This window comes from Pseudomonas sp. LBUM1660, from assembly GCF_059695935.1.
Genome location: NZ_CP166795.1, coordinates 4,448,929 through 4,468,193, shown reverse-complemented (window position 1 = coordinate 4,468,193; position 19,265 = coordinate 4,448,929). Strand labels below are relative to the sequence as shown.

At 60.2% G+C, this 19,265-nt stretch carries 17 protein-coding genes; 13 read left to right on the top strand and 4 right to left on the bottom strand.

What is annotated here, in order from left to right:
• Positions 1-317: 317 nt before the first annotated feature.
• From ACA068_RS20715 to fabF, 4 genes are all read left to right on the top strand, one after another.
• Positions 318-2,312 (top strand): polysaccharide biosynthesis protein, encoded by a 1,995-nt coding sequence (locus ACA068_RS20715; protein WP_497310638.1) that lies wholly within the window; start codon positions 318-320, stop codon positions 2,310-2,312.
• A 112-nt stretch (positions 2,313-2,424) separates the two neighbouring features.
• The gene (locus ACA068_RS20710; RefSeq protein ID WP_497304408.1) at positions 2,425-2,760 is read left to right on the top strand and encodes a ComEA family DNA-binding protein; all 336 of its coding nucleotides are present in this window, start codon (positions 2,425-2,427) and stop codon (positions 2,758-2,760) included.
• A 199-nt stretch (positions 2,761-2,959) separates the two neighbouring features.
• Positions 2,960-3,754 carry an SDR family NAD(P)-dependent oxidoreductase gene (locus tag ACA068_RS20705; RefSeq protein WP_497304406.1) on the top strand — a complete coding sequence of 265 codons (795 nt, stop codon included), beginning with the start codon at positions 2,960-2,962 and terminating at the stop codon, positions 3,752-3,754.
• A gap of 32 nt (positions 3,755-3,786) precedes the next feature.
• The gene (gene fabF, locus ACA068_RS20700) at positions 3,787-5,061 is read left to right on the top strand and encodes a beta-ketoacyl-ACP synthase II (protein ID WP_497304405.1); all 1,275 of its coding nucleotides are present in this window, start codon (positions 3,787-3,789) and stop codon (positions 5,059-5,061) included.
• Here the strand turns inward: fabF and ACA068_RS20695 are convergent.
• The gene (locus ACA068_RS20695) at positions 5,058-5,615 is read right to left on the bottom strand and encodes a TetR/AcrR family transcriptional regulator (RefSeq protein ID WP_497304403.1); all 558 of its coding nucleotides are present in this window, start codon (positions 5,613-5,615) and stop codon (positions 5,058-5,060) included. The two genes, fabF and ACA068_RS20695, sit on opposite strands and share 4 nt — an antisense overlap.
• A gap of 176 nt (positions 5,616-5,791) precedes the next feature.
• On the opposite strand from ACA068_RS20695, the gene ACA068_RS20690 reads away from it, so the two are divergent.
• Entirely contained in the window at positions 5,792-6,445 is a 654-nt protein-coding gene (locus ACA068_RS20690; protein ID WP_497304401.1) for a GntR family transcriptional regulator, read from the top strand.
• 15 nt (positions 6,446-6,460) lie between these two features.
• A complete protein-coding gene (locus ACA068_RS20685) occupies positions 6,461-7,312 on the top strand; it encodes an urea carboxylase-associated family protein (protein WP_497304400.1) in 852 nt (283 codons plus the stop codon).
• Positions 7,313-7,357: 45 nt separating this feature from the next.
• Here the strand turns inward: ACA068_RS20685 and ACA068_RS20680 are convergent, their stop codons facing one another.
• The gene (locus ACA068_RS20680; RefSeq protein WP_010461642.1) at positions 7,358-7,525 is read right to left on the bottom strand and encodes a DUF2897 family protein; all 168 of its coding nucleotides are present in this window, start codon (positions 7,523-7,525) and stop codon (positions 7,358-7,360) included.
• A gap of 125 nt (positions 7,526-7,650) precedes the next feature.
• Complete coding sequence (gene eat / locus ACA068_RS20675) at positions 7,651-9,015, bottom strand: ethanolamine permease (RefSeq protein ID WP_311098899.1); 1,365 nt, start codon at positions 9,013-9,015, stop codon at positions 7,651-7,653.
• A 396-nt stretch (positions 9,016-9,411) separates the two neighbouring features.
• On the opposite strand from eat, the gene kdpF reads away from it, so the two are divergent.
• The 6 genes from kdpF to ACA068_RS20645 all read left to right on the top strand — a co-directional run bounded on the left by kdpF (position 9,412) and on the right by ACA068_RS20645 (position 17,564).
• Entirely contained in the window at positions 9,412-9,501 is a 90-nt protein-coding gene (gene kdpF, locus ACA068_RS20670) for a K(+)-transporting ATPase subunit F (RefSeq protein WP_007899818.1), read from the top strand.
• Positions 9,502-9,509: 8 nt separating this feature from the next.
• A complete protein-coding gene (gene kdpA, locus ACA068_RS20665) occupies positions 9,510-11,204 on the top strand; it encodes a potassium-transporting ATPase subunit KdpA (protein WP_497304398.1) in 1,695 nt (564 codons plus the stop codon).
• A gap of 10 nt (positions 11,205-11,214) precedes the next feature.
• Positions 11,215-13,272 carry a potassium-transporting ATPase subunit KdpB gene (gene kdpB, locus ACA068_RS20660; protein ID WP_497304396.1) on the top strand — a complete coding sequence of 686 codons (2,058 nt, stop codon included), beginning with the start codon at positions 11,215-11,217 and terminating at the stop codon, positions 13,270-13,272.
• A 209-nt stretch (positions 13,273-13,481) separates the two neighbouring features.
• A complete protein-coding gene (gene kdpC / locus ACA068_RS20655) occupies positions 13,482-14,027 on the top strand; it encodes a potassium-transporting ATPase subunit KdpC (RefSeq protein WP_497304394.1) in 546 nt (181 codons plus the stop codon).
• 138 nt (positions 14,028-14,165) lie between these two features.
• The gene (locus ACA068_RS20650) at positions 14,166-16,817 is read left to right on the top strand and encodes a DUF4118 domain-containing protein (protein ID WP_497304392.1); all 2,652 of its coding nucleotides are present in this window, start codon (positions 14,166-14,168) and stop codon (positions 16,815-16,817) included.
• Positions 16,818-16,865: 48 nt separating this feature from the next.
• Positions 16,866-17,564, top strand: coding sequence for a response regulator (locus tag ACA068_RS20645; RefSeq protein ID WP_219095332.1), 699 nt, complete (start codon positions 16,866-16,868; stop codon positions 17,562-17,564).
• A 141-nt stretch (positions 17,565-17,705) separates the two neighbouring features.
• Here the strand turns inward: ACA068_RS20645 and ACA068_RS20640 are convergent, their stop codons facing one another.
• Positions 17,706-18,746 carry a patatin-like phospholipase family protein gene (locus tag ACA068_RS20640; protein WP_497304390.1) on the bottom strand — a complete coding sequence of 347 codons (1,041 nt, stop codon included), beginning with the start codon at positions 18,744-18,746 and terminating at the stop codon, positions 17,706-17,708.
• A gap of 223 nt (positions 18,747-18,969) precedes the next feature.
• Here ACA068_RS20640 and ACA068_RS20635 point away from each other — a divergent pair, with 223 nt between their 5' ends.
• Positions 18,970-19,248 (top strand): hypothetical protein, encoded by a 279-nt coding sequence (locus ACA068_RS20635; RefSeq protein WP_010461623.1) that lies wholly within the window; start codon positions 18,970-18,972, stop codon positions 19,246-19,248.
• Positions 19,249-19,265: the final 17 nt, after the last annotated feature.

Genomic DNA, 19,265 nt, shown 5'->3' with positions numbered 1-19,265 from the left:
TTGAGCGGCGTAGTTTCCTAGAAAACATGCAGCGCTTCCATTTTTTTTCCAGCATCGCGAACTCGTATGTTGTAAAAGCCGCGAACAGATTCACTCTGTCGTCCAATGGATTGGCACGGGAACCTGTCCCAACGTCACCTGCCCTAAGATTGATGCAGTGCAAGCCTGTGACGCCCAGGAATTGTTAGTAGCGGCTCAGAAATGCTGTCAGCGGCACCCGCAAAAGCAGATTTTTTCTGTTACGACGATGACTACCTACGTACAATGAACCCCAATGAGTTCAGGCAAGGGAGTAGGGTACTTTGGGGCAAGGCTATATGGATAGGCTGAGGATGTTTTTGCTGGGGCTTCCGCGTCGACAAAAGCGGTTGATCCAGGTGTTCACGGACGTGATTCTCGTTTGGATAGCACTGTGGATGGCATTCATCGTGCGCTTGGGGATTGATGAGATGATCAATCCTTTCAAAATTCACATATGGCTATTCGTCTGTGCTCCACTTATCGCGATTCCCTTGTTCATACGATTCGGCATGTACCGTGCCGTCATGCGTTATTTTGGTAATGATGCGCTCGTTGCCATTATCAAAGCTGTCAGCCTCTCCTCGCTCATCCTGGCTTTGGTGGTCTACTGGTATAGCAATCACGAGGCGGTCGTTCCGCGGTCCGTCATTTTCAACTACTGGTGGTTGAGTCTGGTGATCATAGGCGGCCTGCGCCTGTGCATGCGCCAATATTTCATGGGCGACTGGTTTACAGCGGCCCAGCACGTGCCTTTCACCAACCGTGATGATGGTTTGACCAAGGTCGCCATCTACGGGGCCGGTGTGGCGGGTAACCAATTGGTTGCAGCATTGCGCATGGGCCGTGTCATGCGACCAGTTGCGTTCATCGATGACGACTCCAGCATTGCCGATCGTTCTATCTCCGGCCTGCACGTCTACAAACCCAAGCATATCCAGCAGATGATCGATGTCACCGGCGCACAGGAAATCCTTCTCGCGCTGCCGTCCTCGACCCGTGCTCGTCGCCGGGAAATTCTTAACGTGCTGGAAGGGTTTCCGCTACACGTGCGTAGCGTACCCAACTTTACTGATTTGGCCAGCGGCCGCGTCAAGGTCGAGGATATTCGGGAAGTTGACATAGCCGACTTGCTTGGGCGCGACTCAGTGCCTGCGCAACCTGAGTTGCTGGAACGCTGTATCCGGGGCAAAACGGTAATGGTCACGGGCGCTGGCGGCTCAATCGGGTCTGAGCTGTGTCGGCAGATTTTTGCTCTGGAACCCACTACGCTGATTTTGTTCGAGCACAGCGAGTTCAATCTCTACAGCATTCTCTCCGAACTTGAGCAACGTAGCTGTCGGGAATCGGCAGCTGTTCAGCTGTTGCCGATTCTTGGGTCAATCCGTCACAAGGACAAACTCCTGGATGTGATGAAAACCTGGCGTGTCGACACGGTCTACCATGCAGCCGCTTACAAGCATGTGCCTATGGTCGAGCATAATATTGCTGAGGGCGTGCTGAACAACGTAATCGGTACGCTTAACACGGCTCAAGCGGCGTTACAGACGGGCGTAGCTAATTTCGTCCTGATCTCTACCGACAAGGCGGTCCGTCCAACCAATGTGATGGGTAGTACCAAGCGTCTCGCCGAGTTGACACTTCAAGCGCTCAGCCGCGAGATTGCACCGGTATTGTTCGGCGACAAGGCGAACGTCTCGCGTGTTAACAAAACTCGTTTCACGATGGTTCGTTTCGGCAATGTATTGGGTTCTTCGGGTTCTGTAATCCCGCTTTTCCACAACCAGATCAAATCGGGCGGCCCACTAACGGTCACCCATCCGAAGATCACCCGCTATTTCATGACTATTCCCGAAGCGGCGCAATTAGTTATCCAGGCGGGTTCCATGGGACAGGGCGGCGATGTGTTTGTCTTGGACATGGGCGAGCCGGTAAAAATCGTAGAGCTTGCGGAGAAAATGATTCACTTGTCCGGTTTGAGCATTCGTTCAGACAAGAATCCACACGGCGACATTTCCATCGAGTTCACTGGGCTGCGTCCAGGAGAAAAGCTCTATGAGGAGTTGCTGATCGGTGACAACGTGTCGGCTACCCAGCATCCGATGATCATGAGCGCAAAGGAAGATCACCTCGTTTGGGACGTTTTGAAGGGACGCTTGACTGAGTTGCTGGTCGCCGTAGATCAGGACGACTACTCGCGCGTCCGCCAACTCCTGCGCGAAACCGTCAGCGGTTACAGCCCCGATGGCGAAATCGTCGACTGGATCTACCAGCAAAGACGCCTCGAACCCTGATTGTTTCACATTCTGCAACAGACACACTTTTGACAGCTCCACGACATCGCCTAAGTTTGAAGAGCAGCTTCGGAAAAGCTGCTTTCTCAAACGATGTTATGGAGCTTCATCTATGCGTACTGGCTATTTCTACTCTCTGGTTTTTGCCCTGCTCACCAGCGCCTCTATCGCTGCAATCGCCGCGCCTGCGGCGAAGCCTGAGGCTGGCAACGCACCCTTGGTGCTGGAAGTCGCGTCAAAGGCGCAGCCTGGTAAAGTCGATCTCAATGGCGCTGATGCACCCACCCTGCAGCGTGAGCTGTCCGGTATAGGGGAAGCCAAGGCCAAGGCGATTGTTGCCTATCGTGACACTAATGGGCCATTTTCGTCCGTAGACGAGTTGCTGGAAGTGAAGGGGATAGGCAAGGCGATCCTGGATAAGAACCGCGAGAAGCTGGAAGTGAACTAAGCTTTTAGATCAACGCCAAGAGGCCGGTCATTGACCGGCCTTTTTGCATTTTGGCGTTAAGGGTGGTGTCGTGCCTTTCATCGAAATATGAAAAATTACGACTATCATATCGCCTTTAAATTATGCCTATAATAATTTCCGTATCCGCTGAAGCGCTCAGGCGCTCATCTTCCTAGCGCATCCTCCCAGGAGCACACTCATGAACTCTGTCCAGACCCAAGGAACAGCCCTCGTCACCGGTGCTTCTTCCGGTATCGGCGCCATTTATGCCGAGCGGTTGGCGGCCCGTGGTTTTGATTTGTTGCTGGTCGCTCGCGACGAGGAACGCTTGCAGGCAGCAGCGAGCAAGTTGCGCGCCGAACATGGTGTCCAGGTCGAAGTACTCAAGGCAGACCTCACACAAAAAGATGACGTTCTGAAGATTGAACAGCGTCTGCGCAGTGATTCGAGTATCGGCTTGCTGCTCAACAACGCCGGTGTCGCAGCAGAAGGTCTGTTGGCGAATTCCGACATGGACCAGATGGAAAAGCTGATTCAACTGAACGTCACCACTGTCACACGGCTGGCATCGGCAGCGGCCGCCAGTTTTGCCAAGGCGGGCCGGGGGTCGATCATCAACATCGCCTCGGTGGTGGCCTTGTTTCCTGAGCGATTCAACGCGACTTACAGCGCAAGCAAGGCTTATGTGTTAAGCCTGACCCAGTCGTTGAACGCGGAGCTGGACGGTACCGGGGTGAAGGTCCAGGCCGTGTTGCCAGGCGTAACACGCACCGAAATCTGGGAGCGCTCCGGTATCGACGCTTCCCAGATTCCCGCGGACATGGTCATGGAAGCAGGCGAGATGGTGGACGCTGCACTGTCCGGTCTGGACCAGGGTGAGCTGATCACCATTCCATCGCTGCCGAACGCCTCCGAGTGGGACGACTTTGTAAAAGCCCGCCTGGTTATGGCGCCGAATCTTTCCAAAAGTACGGCCGCCACTCGCTACAAGTGAGGCGCCTTCAATCGGCTTGAGGTAATTGCGGTATGAGTGATCGTCGAGTGGTTGTAACGGGCATGGGCCTGGTGTCCCCGCTGGGTAGCGGTGTTGAGGTGGTTTGGGAGCGTCTGTTGGCCGGGCGCTCCGGGCTGCGTAACCTGCCTGACGACGTGGTCGCCGATCTGCCGGCCAAGGTCGGTGGCGCAGTGCTCAGCGTGGCGGAAGATCCCGAGGCGGGTTTCGACCCGGATCGGGCGACGCCGCCCAAAGAGCAGAAGAAGATGGACCGCTTCATCATGTTTGCCATGGAGGCCGCGCGCCAGGCGCTGGAGCAGGCCGGCTGGCAAGCGCAAGACGCTAACGCTCAGGAGCGCACCGCGACGATTATCGGCTCGGGCGTTGGTGGTTTCGGCGCGATTGCCGATGCGGTCCGCACCACGGATACCCGCGGTCCGCGGCGTTTGTCGCCGTTCACCATTCCTTCCTTTCTGGTCAACCTCGCGACCGGTCATGTGTCGATCCAGCATGGTTTCAAAGGGCCGCTGGGTGCGCCGGTGACGGCGTGCGCGGCCGGGGTTCAGGCGATTGGTGACGCGGCGCGGCTGATTCGTTGTGGCGAGGCTGATATTGCTGTGTGCGGTGGCGCGGAGGCGGCGATCGATCGAGTCAGTCTCGCCGGGTTCGCGGCGGCGCGTGCCTTGTCCAGCGGATACAACGACACCCCGGAGCGCGCCTCACGGCCGTTCGACAGTGGCCGGGATGGCTTTGTGATGGGCGAGGGCGCGGGTCTTCTGGTGATCGAATCACTGGAACATGCCCTTGCCCGCGGCGCTCAACCCTTGGCCGAACTGGTCGGATACGGCACCAGCGCCGACGCCTATCACCTGACTGCCGGCCCCGAAGATGGCAGCGGTGCGCGTCGGGCAATGTCGCTGGCCTTGGCCCAGGCGGGCATTTCTGCCGCACAGGTGCAGCATCTCAACGCTCACGCCACCTCGACGCCGGTCGGGGACCTTGGTGAATTGGCCGCCATCAAGTCATTATTCGGTTCCGACAACAAGATTGCGGTGACGTCGACCAAATCCGCCACCGGGCATTTGCTGGGCGCGGCGGGCGGGATTGAGGCAATCTTCACGCTGTTGGCGATCCGCGATCAGATCGTGCCACCGACGCTCAATTTCGAAAACCCGGATCCGGCGGCGCAAGGTGTGGACATCGTCCACGGTCAGGCGCGGCCGATGGCCATCGAGTACGCGCTGTCCAATGGTTTCGGGTTCGGTGGGGTCAATGCCAGCGTATTGTTCAAGCGCTGGCAGGATTAGACCAGGGGTTGTTTGAGAAACTCGCGTGTCACGTCGAGAATCCGCTGCGCCAGCTCCGGGTTCTCGACACTGCGCGACAGCAACAACGCCCCGACCAGTGCGGACATGATGAAGATGCTGCGGTCGGCGGCATCTTCGCCTTCAAGCGTGCCTTGCACTTGTTCAAGCCTTGAATTGAGCACCACGTCTGAGGTCGGGCTGGGTTGTCCGCGCAAACCCAGCTCCGAGGACATCGTCGGAAGAGGGCAACCCTCATCAGGTGAAGTCTGGTGCCATTCGGACAGATAGGTATCGATGAACGTTTCCAGAGGGCGATCCTGAGCGAAAAGCTCGGCACAGGTAGCGTCGCACTGATCGGCGGCAGCCTGCAGGGCTTTTTCCACCAGTTCGTCCTTGGACTTGAAATGCGAGTAGAAACCGCCGTGGGTCAAGCCCAATGCTTTCATCAGAGGTTGCAAGCCGGTCGCGCCAATACCGTCACGGCGAAATCGCGCCGAGGCTTCCTTGATAATGCGTTGATGGGTTTGGGCTTTGTGGTCCTGCGAGTAACGCATCGGGTATCTCCGCAACAATGCGCCATATTAACCAATGAAAATGGGATGGTGACTGTACTTCTACTTCTAAAAAGCATGCAGATACGTCCAACTTCGTCCTGCCGCATCGATTCAGCTGGCACGAATAGTGATTACTTTTCAGCAGACGATTGTTGAACAATCACGAGGCGATGAGCATGAACAGTGGACTGTCCCTGGCCGATCACATCACATTGGAGTTGCGCGCCGACATCATTGGCGGTCGTTTGCTGCCAGGTATGGCGCTGGTGGAGAACGATCTGGTGTCTGCCTACAACGCTTCCCGCAACACCATTCGTGAAGCGTTGCACCGCCTGGGGCAGGATGGTCTGGCCCGTTATGTGCGCAACAAGGGCGTGATGGTGCGCAGACTGGGCGTTGATGATGTGCGGGACCTGTTCAATGTTCGGCGTACCCTGGAGCTGCAAGCCATCAGCGTGAGCCAGCCATTGCGCGATGACCAATCCGGCCGGATGCTCGAGGCGCTGGAGGCCACCGAGCTGGCCCGGGAGCGCGAGGACTGGCGCGCCGTCGGCACCCACAGCCTCGCGTTTCATCAGCACATCGTCGGGCTACTGCGCAGCCCATTGTTCGATGAGTTTTTCACCAACGTTGTTGCGCAACTGCGCCTGGCATTCTGCACCGCGCCCGATGAATCACGTTTTCAGGCGCCCTGGCTGGCTCGCGACCGACAGATCCATGAATTCCTCGCGGAGGGCGACAAGCGCGCCGCTGCAGACGCCATGAGCGCTTATCTCGATGACTCACAACACCTTCTGTTGCAAATGCTTGCCTCAACCCCCCATCACTGATCGAGGATTTGTGCCATGTACAAAGACTATCCCGCGGCCTATCAAGTCAGCAAAGGCTCGGCCTTGCAGGTGGACAAAGCCTTCTACGAACGGATCCGTGACACGAGGGACGGCCGCACGCTGATCGAGCAGTTCGAAGTGCCGATCCGCACCGGTCGGGCCTGGAACGTGCCAGCCGGGCACGTGTTTCGCGTGACCACGCCGGTTGGCCCGCAAGTCGGCGACTTCAATGTCTGGAACGCCAACGATCCGCGCGAGCGTTTGTGGGCGGCGCGGACCCGGCAGTTGCAAGGGGCCCATGTCAGCACCCATGACCGGCTCTGGTCTAACCTGCCTTTTTTACGGCCGCTGGTGACCATCACTGACGACAGCCTGGCCGGGTACGGCATCGACGAACATGGCGGTCGCTTGCACGATTTGCTCGGCACTCGCTGCGATCCTTATGTGAACAAAATGCTCACCGGCGAGGATTTCCATCATCACTGCCACTCCAACCTCACGCGCGCCGTGTTGCCCCATGGCCTGACCGAGTTCGACGTGCATGACGTGCTGAACATTTTCCAGTGCACGGGCCTGAACCACGACGACATGTACTTCATGAAAGCCTGTCCGGCGCAGAAGGGTGATTACCTGGAGTTCTTTGCCGAGATCGATCTGCTGTGTGCGCTGTCGACCTGTCCAGGAGGGGACCTGTCGCTGGCCATGTGGGGGCCGGATGCACAGGATCCGCTGAGCGTCTGTCGTCCGCTGGGAGTGGAAATTTATCGGTTGGAGGATTCGTTGCTCGAGGGCTGGAGCCAGCCGGAACGTGCCGCGTACAAAGGGCTGCATGGCCTGCACATTGCCAAGGCCGACTGGGAGAATTAGAAACGAAAAACCCTGTCATTCAATCAGAGTGACAGGGTTTTTCTGTTAGCGGTCCTGCGCATCCTTGGCGTCCGCTTCCGCGTTGCGTTCCGCGACGCGTTTACGTTGCTCTTCGGTCAGTTCGACCTTGTTGGCGGTGTCACGCAGCATCATCAGACCACCAACGATCGAGCCGATTGCAACGACCAGAATCAACCAGGCATACCAGGGCATAGGGCTCTCCTTGAGGGCAGGCCGATTGGCGGGTTTTGCCAATCGATCGTGCATACCACTTTGAGCGATTTCATTTCGCGGTGGTTCCATTCTATGCCTGATCTGTCGGTAACACCTGCGACCATTCAGAGTCCGGTCAACATCGCGTCCGCCGGCGCATCCGCGCGCAGCTGCGCGGTGAGCATGAAGTACACGAAACCGACCGCCATGAAGCCGAGGAAAATCAACCCGATCAACGTGTTGAACCAGGCCATGGCTACCAGGCACACCACCGCCAGGATCAGCGCAATCATCGGCACCAATGGGTAGCAGGGCGCGCGGAAGGTGCGCTCCAGGTTCGGTTCGGTTTTACGCAACTTGAACAGGCTGAGCATGCTCATGATGTACATCACGATTGCGCCGAACACCGCCATGGTGATCATCGCCGCGGTCAGCGTCATGCCACCGAGGTTGATCAGGCCGTCGCTATAAATTGCTGCGATACCGATCACGCCGCCAGCAATGATCGCCCGATGGGGTGTCTGGAAGCGCGACAGCTTGGCCAGTGATGCCGGTAGGTAACCCGCGCGGGCGAGGGCGAAGAACTGCCGCGAGTAGCCGAGAATGATCCCGTGGAAACTCGCCACCAGGCCGAACAAGCCGATCCATACCAGCATGTGCAACCAACCCGAGCTTTCGCCGACCACGGTCTTCATGGCTTGTGGCAACGGGTCGTTGATGTTCGACAGGGTGCGCCAGTCACCGACGCCGCCGGCAAAGAACATCACGCCCATGGCCAGCAACACCAGGGTCAGGATGCCGCTGATATAAGCCTTGGGAATCGTGCGTTTCGGGTCCTTGGCTTCTTCGGCGGCCATGGCGGCGCCTTCGATGGCGAGGAAGAACCAGATCGCAAATGGAATCGCCGCAAACATCCCGGCAATCGCCGGGGCACCGAACACATCGCTGCCGGCCCAGCCATTCAACGCGAAGTTGCTGAAGCTGAAGGCCGGCGCGACCACGCCCATGAACACCAGCAGTTCGGCCACGGCGAGTACGCAGACTACCAACTCGAATGTGGCCGCGAGTTTTACCCCGAGGATGTTCAGGCCCATGAACACAATGTAGGCGCCGACTGCCGCGTGTTTCGGGTCGAGTGCGGGAAACTGCACGTTGAGGTAGGCGCCGATTGCCAAAGCAATGGCCGGCGGGGCGAAGACGAACTCGATCAGCGTCGCCAATCCTGCGATCAATCCACCTTTTTCACCAAAGGCCCGGCGACTGTAGGCAAAGGGACCGCCGGCGTGGGGAATCGCCGTGGTCAATTCGGTGAAACTGAAGATGAAACAGGTGTACATCGTGGCGACCATGAACGAGGTCACCAGAAAGCCCAATGTGCCCGCGACGCCCCAGCCGTAACTCCAGCCAAAGTACTCACCGGAAATCACCAGCCCGACGGCAATGCCCCACAAGTGCAACGTGCCCAGCGTGGGTTTGAGTTGTGTGTTCATGCGTTTGCTCCCTGAACGGTTTGAAAAGCGTCGGGGGAGGGCGTTTGCAGTGGGCGTGCCAGTGTTGTGATAGCAGTCGTAAAGCGTAAAAAGGTGTCGTATCGGGGATGCTCGCTGCTGGACGGTTGATTTTTGTGCGCCAGTTGGGGGCGTAGTTGCCTGTGACGCCGTCTTCGCGGGCAAGCCTCGCTCCTACAGGATTCGCGGCGCTCGAGACCTTGTAGGAGCGAGGCTTGCCCGCGAAAGGGCCAGTCCAGACAACACTGTAACGCCGGCATAAACCCACTCTTTACGCATTCTTTATGCCCCGCCACACCCCTCGATCTCGTTCCTTTACAGCCTCCCTGCCGACAATGACTCCACACGCGGCAATACGCCGTAACACGGAGAACTTCCATGAGCGTTCTGGATGGGGTGTCACTGCTTTTGGCAGTGGGGCTGTTCATTTATCTGTTGGTTGCGCTGTTGCGCGCGGACCGGAACTAGGAGCGGCTATGCACAGTTATGACTATTGGCTGATCCTGGCCTTCTTTGCCTTGGTGCTGATCCCGGCACCGTTTCTTGGGCGGTTCTACTACAAGGTAATGGAAGGTCAACGCACCTGGCTTTCACCGATCCTGGGACCGGTCGAGCGTGGGTGTTATCGGGTGGCGGGCGTTGATCCGCAGGCCGAACAGAGCTGGCAGAAATACACCCTGGCCTTGCTCGCCTTCAACCTCGCGGGTTTCTTGCTGTTGTTCGCGATCCTGTTGTTCCAGGATCACCTGCCGCTTAACCCGCAAAACCTGCCGGGCCAGGAGTGGACGCTGGCGTTCAACACCGCCATCAGTTTCATGACCAACACCAACTGGCAGGCCTACAGCGGTGAAGCCTCGCTGAGCTACCTGAGTCAGATGGTCGGCCTCACTGTGCAGAACTTCGTCAGCGCCGCTACCGGCCTCGCCGTGCTGGTTGCCCTGTGTCGCGGTATTGGTCGCAAGTCGAGCAAGACCCTCGGCAACTTCTGGGTCGACATGACTCGCGCCACCCTCTACGGCCTGTTGCCGCTGTGCCTGCTGCTGGCGCTGTACCTGGTCTGGCAGGGCGTGCCGCAAACTTTCGCGCAGTACGTGAATGCCGTGACGATGCAAGGCGTCGATCAGGTGATTCCACTGGGCCCGGCTGCCAGCCAGATTGCGATCAAGCAACTGGGCACCAACGGCGGTGGCTTCTTCGGCGTCAACTCGGCGCATCCGTTCGAGAACCCGACAGCGTGGAGCAACCTGTTCGAAGTCGGCTCGATCATCCTGATCCCGGTGGCGCTGGTGTTCACCTTCGGCCACTACGTGAAAGACCTGCGTCAGAGCCGCGCGATCATCGCCTGCATGCTGGCGCTGTTCCTGATCGGTGGCGCGACCTCGTTGTGGGCCGAGTACCAACCGAACCCGACGCTGAACAACGTCGCCGTCGAGCAGACCGCGCCGCTGGAAGGCAAGGAAGCACGCTTCGGCACCACCGCCACCGTGCTGTGGTCGGTGACCACTACTGCGGCATCCAACGGTTCGGTCAACGGCATGCACGACAGCCTTAACCCGCTCAGTGGCATGGTCGCGCTGGTCAACATGATGGTCGGCGAAGTGATCTTCGGCGGCGTCGGCGCCGGGCTCTACGGCATGTTGCTCAACGTGTTGATCGCGGTGTTCCTTGCCGGCCTGATGATCGGCCGCACACCGGAATACCTCGGCAAAAAACTGCAAGCGAAAGAAGTGCAACTGTTGGTGGTGACCTTGCTGGTGATGCCGGTCGGCGTGCTGGTACTTGGCGCGATTGCCGCGAGCCTGCCCGGCCCGGTAGCGGCGGTGAGTAACCCAGGAGCCCACGGTTTCAGCCAGTTGCTATACGCCTACACCTCGGCCAGTGCCAACAACGGTTCGGCGTTCGGCGGCTTCGGCGCCAACACAGCGTTCCACAACCTGATGCTGGGTCTCGGCATGTTGATCGGTCGCTTCGGTTACATCCTCCCGGTACTGGCGTTGGCCGGCAGCCTGGCGATGAAGAAAACCGCACCGATCGGCCAGAACAGCTTCCCGACCCATGGCGCGCTGTTCGTGACCTTGCTGACCGTGACCATTTTGCTGGTGGGTGGCCTGACCTTTCTGCCGACCCTGGCGCTGGGCCCAATCGCTGAACACCTGAGCATGGGCTTCTAAGGAGTCAATGATGAATATGCCCGTAACTAAAACCGCCACCGTCAAGGCGCCGGAACAACCGAAAACCGCGATCTCGGCCCTATGGCGCCCGGCGCTGGTGCAAGCCTTCGTCAAGCTCGACCCACGGCAATTGCAACGCGCGCCGGTGATGCTGGTGGTCGAACTGACCGCGATCCTGACCACCGTGTTGTGCTTCATTCCCGACAGCGCCGTGCCGACCTTTGTCGCAGCGCAAATCGCCCTGTGGTTGTGGTTTACCGTGCTCTTCGCCAACTTCGCCGAAGCCCTGGCCGAAGGTCGCGGCAAGGCTCGCGCCGACAGCCTCAAGGCCGGCAGCGAAGGGCTGAGTGCTCGTCGCAAAACTTCCAATGGCACCTTTCAAGTGGTGCCGGCCACCAGCCTGCGCAAGGACGATGTGGTGCGCGTCGAAGCCGGGGAAATGATTCCCGGTGACGGCGAGGTGATCGAAGGTATCGCCGCGGTCAACGAAGCAGCGATTACCGGTGAATCCGCGCCGGTGATTCGCGAATCCGGGGGCGACCGTTCGGCCGTCACCGGCAACACCCGCCTGGTGTCCGACTGGCTGTTGGTGCGCATCACCGCCAACCCGGGCGAGTCGACACTGGACCGCATGATCGCCCTGGTCGAAGGCGCCAAACGCCAGAAAACCCCGAACGAAGTGGCGCTCGACATCCTGCTGATCGGCCTGACCCTGATCTTCCTGCTGGTGGTCGTCACCCTGCAACCGTTCGCCCACTTCGCCAACGGCAGCCTGCCGCTGGTGTTCCTGGTGGCGTTGTTGGTCACGCTGATTCCGACCACCATCGGCGGCTTGCTGTCCGCCATCGGTATCGCCGGGATGGACCGTCTGGTGCGTCTGAACGTCATTGCCAAATCCGGTCGCGCCGTGGAAGCGGCGGGGGACGTACACGTCCTGCTGCTGGACAAGACCGGCACCATCACCTTCGGTAACCGTCGTTGCACCGCGGTTTACGCGGCACCTGGCGTCACCGCCAAGGAGCTGGCCGAGGGGGCATTGTTCGCCTCGCTGGCCGATGATACGGCCGAAGGCAAATCCATCGTTGAGTACCTGCGTGGTCTGCATCCGCAGCCTGAGCCAAGCGCCGAGCTGCTGACTGCCGTACCGTTCAGTGCTGAAACTCGTCTGTCCGGTGTCGACTATCAGGGCCGCGTGTATCGCAAGGGCGCAGTGGATTCGCTGCTGGCCTTCGTTGGTATGAAGCGCGCCGATCTGGCTGCATCTTTGTCCCGTGAAATCGACAAGATCGCCCAGAGCGGCGGCACCCCGTTGCTGGTCTGTGCCGACGGTAAATTGCTCGGCGCGATTCACCTCAAGGACGTGGTCAAGCCCGGCATTCGCGAGCGTTTCGCCGAACTGCGCAAACTGGGCATCCGCACGGTCATGGTGACCGGCGACAACCCGCTGACCGCCGCTGCCATTGCCGCCGAAGCGGGCGTCGATGACGTGCTGGCCGAGGCCACGCCAGAGAAAAAACTGGCGCGCATTCGCCACGAACAGAACGACGGTCGACTGGTTGCCATGTGCGGCGACGGCGCCAACGATGCTCCGGCCCTGGCCCAGGCTGACGTCGGCATGGCGATGAACGACGGCACGCAAGCCGCGCGCGAGGCGGCGAACATGGTCGACCTCGACAGCGACCCGACCAAACTGCTGGACGTGGTGCAAATCGGTAAGGAATTGCTGGTCACCCGTGGTGCGCTGACGACGTTTTCCATCGCCAACGACGTGGCCAAATACTTCGCGATCCTGCCGGCGCTGTTTGCCTCGATCTACCCGCAATTGGGCGTGCTGAACGTCATGCATCTGGCCAGTCCGCAGAGCGCGATTCTGTCGGCGATTGTGTTCAACGCCTTGATCATTGTGGTGCTGATTCCACTGGCATTGCGCGGCGTGCGCGTGCAGGCGGCGAGTGCGGCGGCGTTGCTGCGACGCAATTTGCTGATCTACGGATTGGGCGGGATTCTGGTGCCGTTCGTGGGGATCAAGGCGATCGACATGCTGTTGACGGCGTTGCATTTGGTTTAACGGTTGATGGGTAGGTGGGAGCCGCTTTTTGTGGCGAGGGAGCTTGCTCCCGCTGGGCTGCGAAGCAGCCCAATCCCCGCCACCGTATTTGTTCAGGCACACCGCGTTCGCCGGGTTGACGGCTGTTTCGCAGCCCAGCGGGAGCAAGCTCCCTCGCCACAGGTGATGTGTGTGTCTTCACAGTGATGTCCGAATTCGAGGATTTTGAAATGTCCACAATGATACGTCCGGCCTTGAGCCTGCTCGTGCTGATGACCCTGATTACTGGCGTCGCTTACCCTTTGGTCGTCACCGGCGTTGCCCAGGTCGCGTTCCCCGATCAAGCTAATGGCAGTCTGGTCCACGATGCCGATGGCAAGGTCCGCGGCTCGTCGCTGATCGCCCAGGATTTCGTCGGCGATGCCTGGTTCCACCCACGGCCATCGGCGGGTGCGTTTGCCACCGTGGCGAGCGGTGCCAGCAACCTCTCACCGAGCAACCCGGCGCTCGCGACTCGCGTGATTGACGATGCCAACAAACTGCTGGTGCCCGGTCAGGGGCCAGTGCCCTTGGCGATGGTGACCACCTCCGGCAGCGGTCTCGATCCACACTTGCCACCGGCAGCGATTGCCTATCAACTGGGGCGTGTTGCGGCGGCGCGCAATCTGCCGGTGTCTACGCTTCAGCAATTGATGAATGCGCACATTGAGCAGCCATTGGTGGGGCCGCCGGTGGTGAATGTGCTGGCGCTAAACATCGCGCTGGAAAACCTGTAGAAGATGATCGTTCCCACGCTCTGCGTGGGAATGCATCAACGGACGCTCCGCGTTCGGCTCTGAAGGGGACGCGGAGCGTCCCGAGCTGTATTCCCACGCGGAGCGTGGGAACGATCAATCAAGATAAGGCAATGACAAATGAGTGACTCCGGCCGCGCCGACGCGCTGTTAGCAGACCTGCCCCGCGATGGCCGTGGCCGGCTCAAGGTATTCCTCGGCGCCGCGCCTGGTGTCGGCAAGACCTACGCCATGCTGCAAGCGGCCCACACCCAATTGCGCCAGGGCGTGAAAGTCATCGCTGGCGTGGTCGAAACCCACGGCCGTGCCGAAACCGAAGCACTGCTCGGCGGCTTGCCGCAACAGCCCTTGGTGCGCTCGGAATACCGTGGCGTGATGCTTGAAGAAATGGACCTCGACGGCCTGCTCGCGGCCAAGCCGAAGCTGGTGCTGGTGGACGAACTGGCCCACACCAATGCCCCCGGCAGCCGTCACGCCAAACGTTGGCAAGACATCCAGGAACTGCTCGCCGCTGGCATCGACGTGTTCACCACGGTCAACGTCCAGCACCTCGAAAGCCTCAATGATCAAGTGCGCGGGATCACCGGCGTGCAGGTTCGCGAAACCCTGCCGGACTGGGTGCTGCAAGAAGCCTATGAACTGCTGTTGATCGACCTGCCGCCACGCGAGCTGCTTGAGCGTCTGCGCGACGGCAAGGTCTACGTGCCGGAGCAGGCGCGGGCGGCCATCGACGCCTTCTTCACCCAGACCAACCTCACCGCCCTGCGCGAACTGGCGATGCAAACCGCCGCTGCGCAGGTTGACGATGACCTGGCTCAGGGTTATCGACAGCTTGGTCAAGCCGCGCCAGCGGTGCGCGGTCGATTGTTGGTGGGCGTCGATGGCGATGCTCAGGCCGAGCGCCTGGTGCGCCACGCCAGCCGCGTCGCCCAGCGTCGGCACCTGCCATGGAGCCTGGTGCACGTGGACAACGGCAGCGTGCGCGACGAGCAATCGCGCCTGCGCCTGCAAAGTGCCCAGCAACTGGCCGAGCGTCTGGGCGGCGAAGTGGTGTTGCTGCGCGCCGGCGAAGTCGCCAAAACCCTGATCCAGCACGCCGCCGAACGCCGCGCCAGCCTGGTGCTGGTGGGTCAATCCCGGCAGCGTTTGCGTCGTCGACTATTCGGTGGCGGTCTGGCGTCACGCTTGCTGCGCGATGCGCGCGGGCTGGAAATCAACGTGCTCGACAGCGATCATGAACAGCATCAGCCGCGTCAGCGTTCGGCGCATTCACTGGTGTGGTTCGACTACGCGCTGGCGGTAGTGGCGACGGTGTTGGCCACTGCTTTGGCCTGGGCCGTGGCAAGTGTCTTACCGCTGCCGAATATCTCGCTGGTGTTCCTTGCCGCCGTGTTGCTGGTGGCGGTGCGCAGCAGCCTCGGCCCGGCGCTGGCCTGCGCGGCGCTGTCGTTTCTGACCTATGACTTTCTGTTCATCCCGCCGAATTTCTCCTTCCGTATCCAGCGCGAAGAAGACGTGCTGACCTTGCTGTTCTTCCTGCTGATGGCGGCCCTCACCGGTAACCTCGCGGCGCGGCAACGGCGGCAATTGCAGGCGTTGCGTGACACCCAGGAAGAGACCACCGAATTGCTCGACCTGTCGCGCAAGCTCACTGCCGCCACTGACCGCCAGGCCGTCGTCAGCGCGGCGGCCCAGCACCTCAATGGCTGGAGCGATCTGCAACTGTGCTTGCTCAACCGCGACGGCCAGGGTGGCTGGAAGGTCGAGACCGGTGGCCCGCTGGAGTTTTCCGAAGCCGAGCGTGCCGCTGCCGATTGGGCCTGGCAACACGACCAGCCGGCGGGCGCGGGCACCGGCACGCTGCCGTTCGGGCGTTGGTGGTGGTGGCCATTGTCGGTGGAGGACGGACCCTTGGCGTTGCTGGGCGTATGTGCCAAAGAAGGCCAGACTTTGAGCGGCCAGCGTCGGCGTTTGTTGACGGCGTTGAGTCAGCCGCTGGCCCAGGCCTTGGCCCGTGCGCAACTGGCCGAAGACCTGGAGGCGGCGCGCCTGCATGGCGAAACCGAGCAATTGCGCAGCGCCTTGCTGGCGTCCGTGTCCCATGATTTGCGCACGCCGCTGACCTCCATGCGTGGCAGCATCGACAGCCTGTTGGCCCTCGGTGAAGCCATCCCGCTGGAGGATCGCCGCGAACTGCTCGAAGGCACCCGCGATGAAGCCGAGCGGCTCGACCGTTACATTCAAAACCTGCTGGACATGACCCGCCTCGGTCACGGCGCATTGAAGCTGGCGCGGGACTGGGTGTCGCCGGCCGACATTGTCGGCAGCTCACTCAATCGCCTGCGCGCGGTACTGGCGCCGTTGCAGGTCAGCACCGAAGTGCCGGCCGAATTGCCGCTGCTGTACGTGCATGCCGCGCTGATCGAGCAGGCGCTGGTCAACGTGCTGGAAAACGCCGCGCGTTTTTCTCCGCCTCACGGTCGTCTGCAATTACGCGCCGGCGCCGATGACAGCGAGCTGTTTTTCTCGGTCAGCGACGAGGGGCCAGGGATTCCGGAGGAGGAGCGGGCGAAGATTTTCGACATGTTTTATACCGCTGCGCGTGGTGATCGGGGCGGGCAGGGCACTGGACTGGGGCTGGCTATCTGTCAGGGAATGGTCGGTGCGCATGGCGGTCGGATAAGCGTCGCCGATGGTATTGAGGGGCGCGGCACCTGCATCACGCTTCACTTGCCTTTGCAGGAACAACCGGGATACGAAAGTGAAGCCTGAACGCGCTTGCGCTACTCTCTTGCTACTTCTTTTTTTTGATGTGAATTCATGAGCCAGACCGCGACCATTTTGGTCATCGACGACGAACCGCAAATCCGCAAATTCCTGCGCATCAGCCTCGCCTCCCAAGGCTACAAAGTACTGGAAGCTGGCACTGGCACCGAAGGCCTGGCGCAGGCGGCGCTGAACAAACCTGACCTGCTGGTGCTCGACCTCGGTTTACCGGACATGGACGGCCAGCAAGTGCTGCGCGAGTTTCGCGAATGGTCGACAGTGCCGGTTCTGGTGCTCTCGGTGCGTGCCGGCGAAGGGCAGAAGGTGGAAGCACTCGATGGCGGTGCCAACGATTACGTGACCAAGCCGTTCGGTATTCAGGAGTTCCTGGCCCGGGTGCGCGCCTTGTTGCGCCAGGCGCCCGCTGGCGAGGCTCAGCAAGCGGCGCTGACGTTCGGCCCGTTGACCGTGGACCTGGCCTATCGCCGGGTGCTGCTCGATAGCACCGAAGTCGCCCTGACCCGCAAAGAGTATGCGGTCCTGGCGCAACTGGCCCGGCACCCCGGGCGGGTGATCACCCAGCAGCAGCTGCTGAAAGATATCTGGGGGCCGACCCATACCGAAGACAGCCATTATTTGCGGATTGTGGTGGGGCATTTGCGCCAGAAACTGGCGGATGACCCGACTCAGCCTCGGTTCATCGTGACTGAGGCGGGGGTTGGGTATCGGTTGTTGAGTGAGGGCAGCCTTTAGCTTTTTGGTGTCCGGTCTGTTGTCTTCGCGGGCAAGCCTCGCTCCTACAGGATTTGAGTTGTTCACAACGCTCGCGAACGACTCAAATCCTGTAGGAGCGAGGCTTGCCCGCGAAGAGGCCGGATCATTCACCCGAAAACGTCAGGAATCCCGCTCGTTCTCATAGCTGTCCAGCGTATCCCGCGCAATCTCCCGCCCCAATGCGATCAACTCCGGCGCCTTGTAAAACTCGAAAAAGCGGCACACCCGTTTCGGCACGTTGATCAAGATATCTGGCGGATACCCGGCGATCTTGTACTGCGCCAACGAAGTCTGCATCACCTCGAAGCTCTGGTTGATCAAGTCCAGCAAAGACGCCGGCCCCACGTTGTCGATGATAAAGGAACCGGTCGCGGACTTCGGGGCGCCTTCGCGCTCAGGGGCGGCTGCCGGTTGCTGGGCTTCGGGTTCGGCGGATTCGATCCAGGGATTGATCTCGGCCGCTTCGGCCATCAACGCTTCCTTTTCCAGTAGCAGCAATTGTTCTGCCTGTTTGCGGCGGAACGGCAATTTTGAACCCAGTGAATTGATCAGGCTGTCGAACCGGGTCTTGAACGCGGGCGGACGCTGAATCACCGGCAGTTTATAGTGGCGCTGGTTGGTGGAGTTGAGATTGACCGCAATGATCAGGTCGCAATGGCTCGACACCACGGGCACGATTGGTAAAGGGTTGAGAATGCCACCGTCCACCAGCATGCGATTGCCCTGCATCACAGGCGTGAACAAGCTCGGAATCGCTGCCGAGGCCCGCATGGCCTGGTGCAGGCAACCTTCCTGGAACCAGATTTCCTGCTGGTTGGTCAGGTCGGTGGCCACCGCCGTGTAAGGGATGCGCAGGTCTTCGATGTTGATCTCGCCGACAATCTTGCGGATCTGCCCGAACACCTTCTCCCCGCGAATCGCGCCCAGACGAAAACTGACGTCCACCAGACGCAACACATCGAGGTAGTCCAGGCTCTCGATCCAGTCGCGATAATCGTCAAGTTTGCCGGCGGCGTAGATCCCGCCGACCACGGCGCCCATCGAGCATCCCGCGATGCAGGCGATGTCGTAGCCGCGCCGTTCGATTTCTTCAATGACACCGATATGGGCATAGCCCCGGGCCCCGCCTGAGCCCAGCACCAGTGCGACACGCTTTTTCATGAATCGCCCTCGTCTGACAAGGTTCAACAATGCACCCATCACGGGGCGCGCTTCAATCGCTAAGGTCGCTCGGTGGGCCGAGGGCGTCGTTTTTTCGACACTCCATGGCGGCGCGTGGGTATTCTCGCGGGCGCTTGAAGTTTGCGTGGCGGGGCCAAGGCACTTTTCACGTGCCAGACCGTCTTACCAGCACGACTGTTTACCTAATGTTGAGGTGTGAGTGATGAAAGCCTGGATCTGTGTGCCTTTGATTGCCCTGGCACTCGCCGGTTGTGCCGGTAAAACCGCTTATCGTGACAGCTGCGGTAGCGGGCTCGACGCGGCGTGGCATGAACTGGACCTGGCCAAGGCCGAGGGTTTCGCCGGCACCGTCAGCTATTCCAAGGCCTTGTCGCTGTTGACGGCGGCCAAGACTCAGCAGCAGTTCGAAGGCTTCGAGGGCTGCACCAAAAAAGCCGAGAAGGCGCGCTTCTATATTCGTGAGTCACGCGCTGGTCGTTGAGGCATGATCTAGGCTTA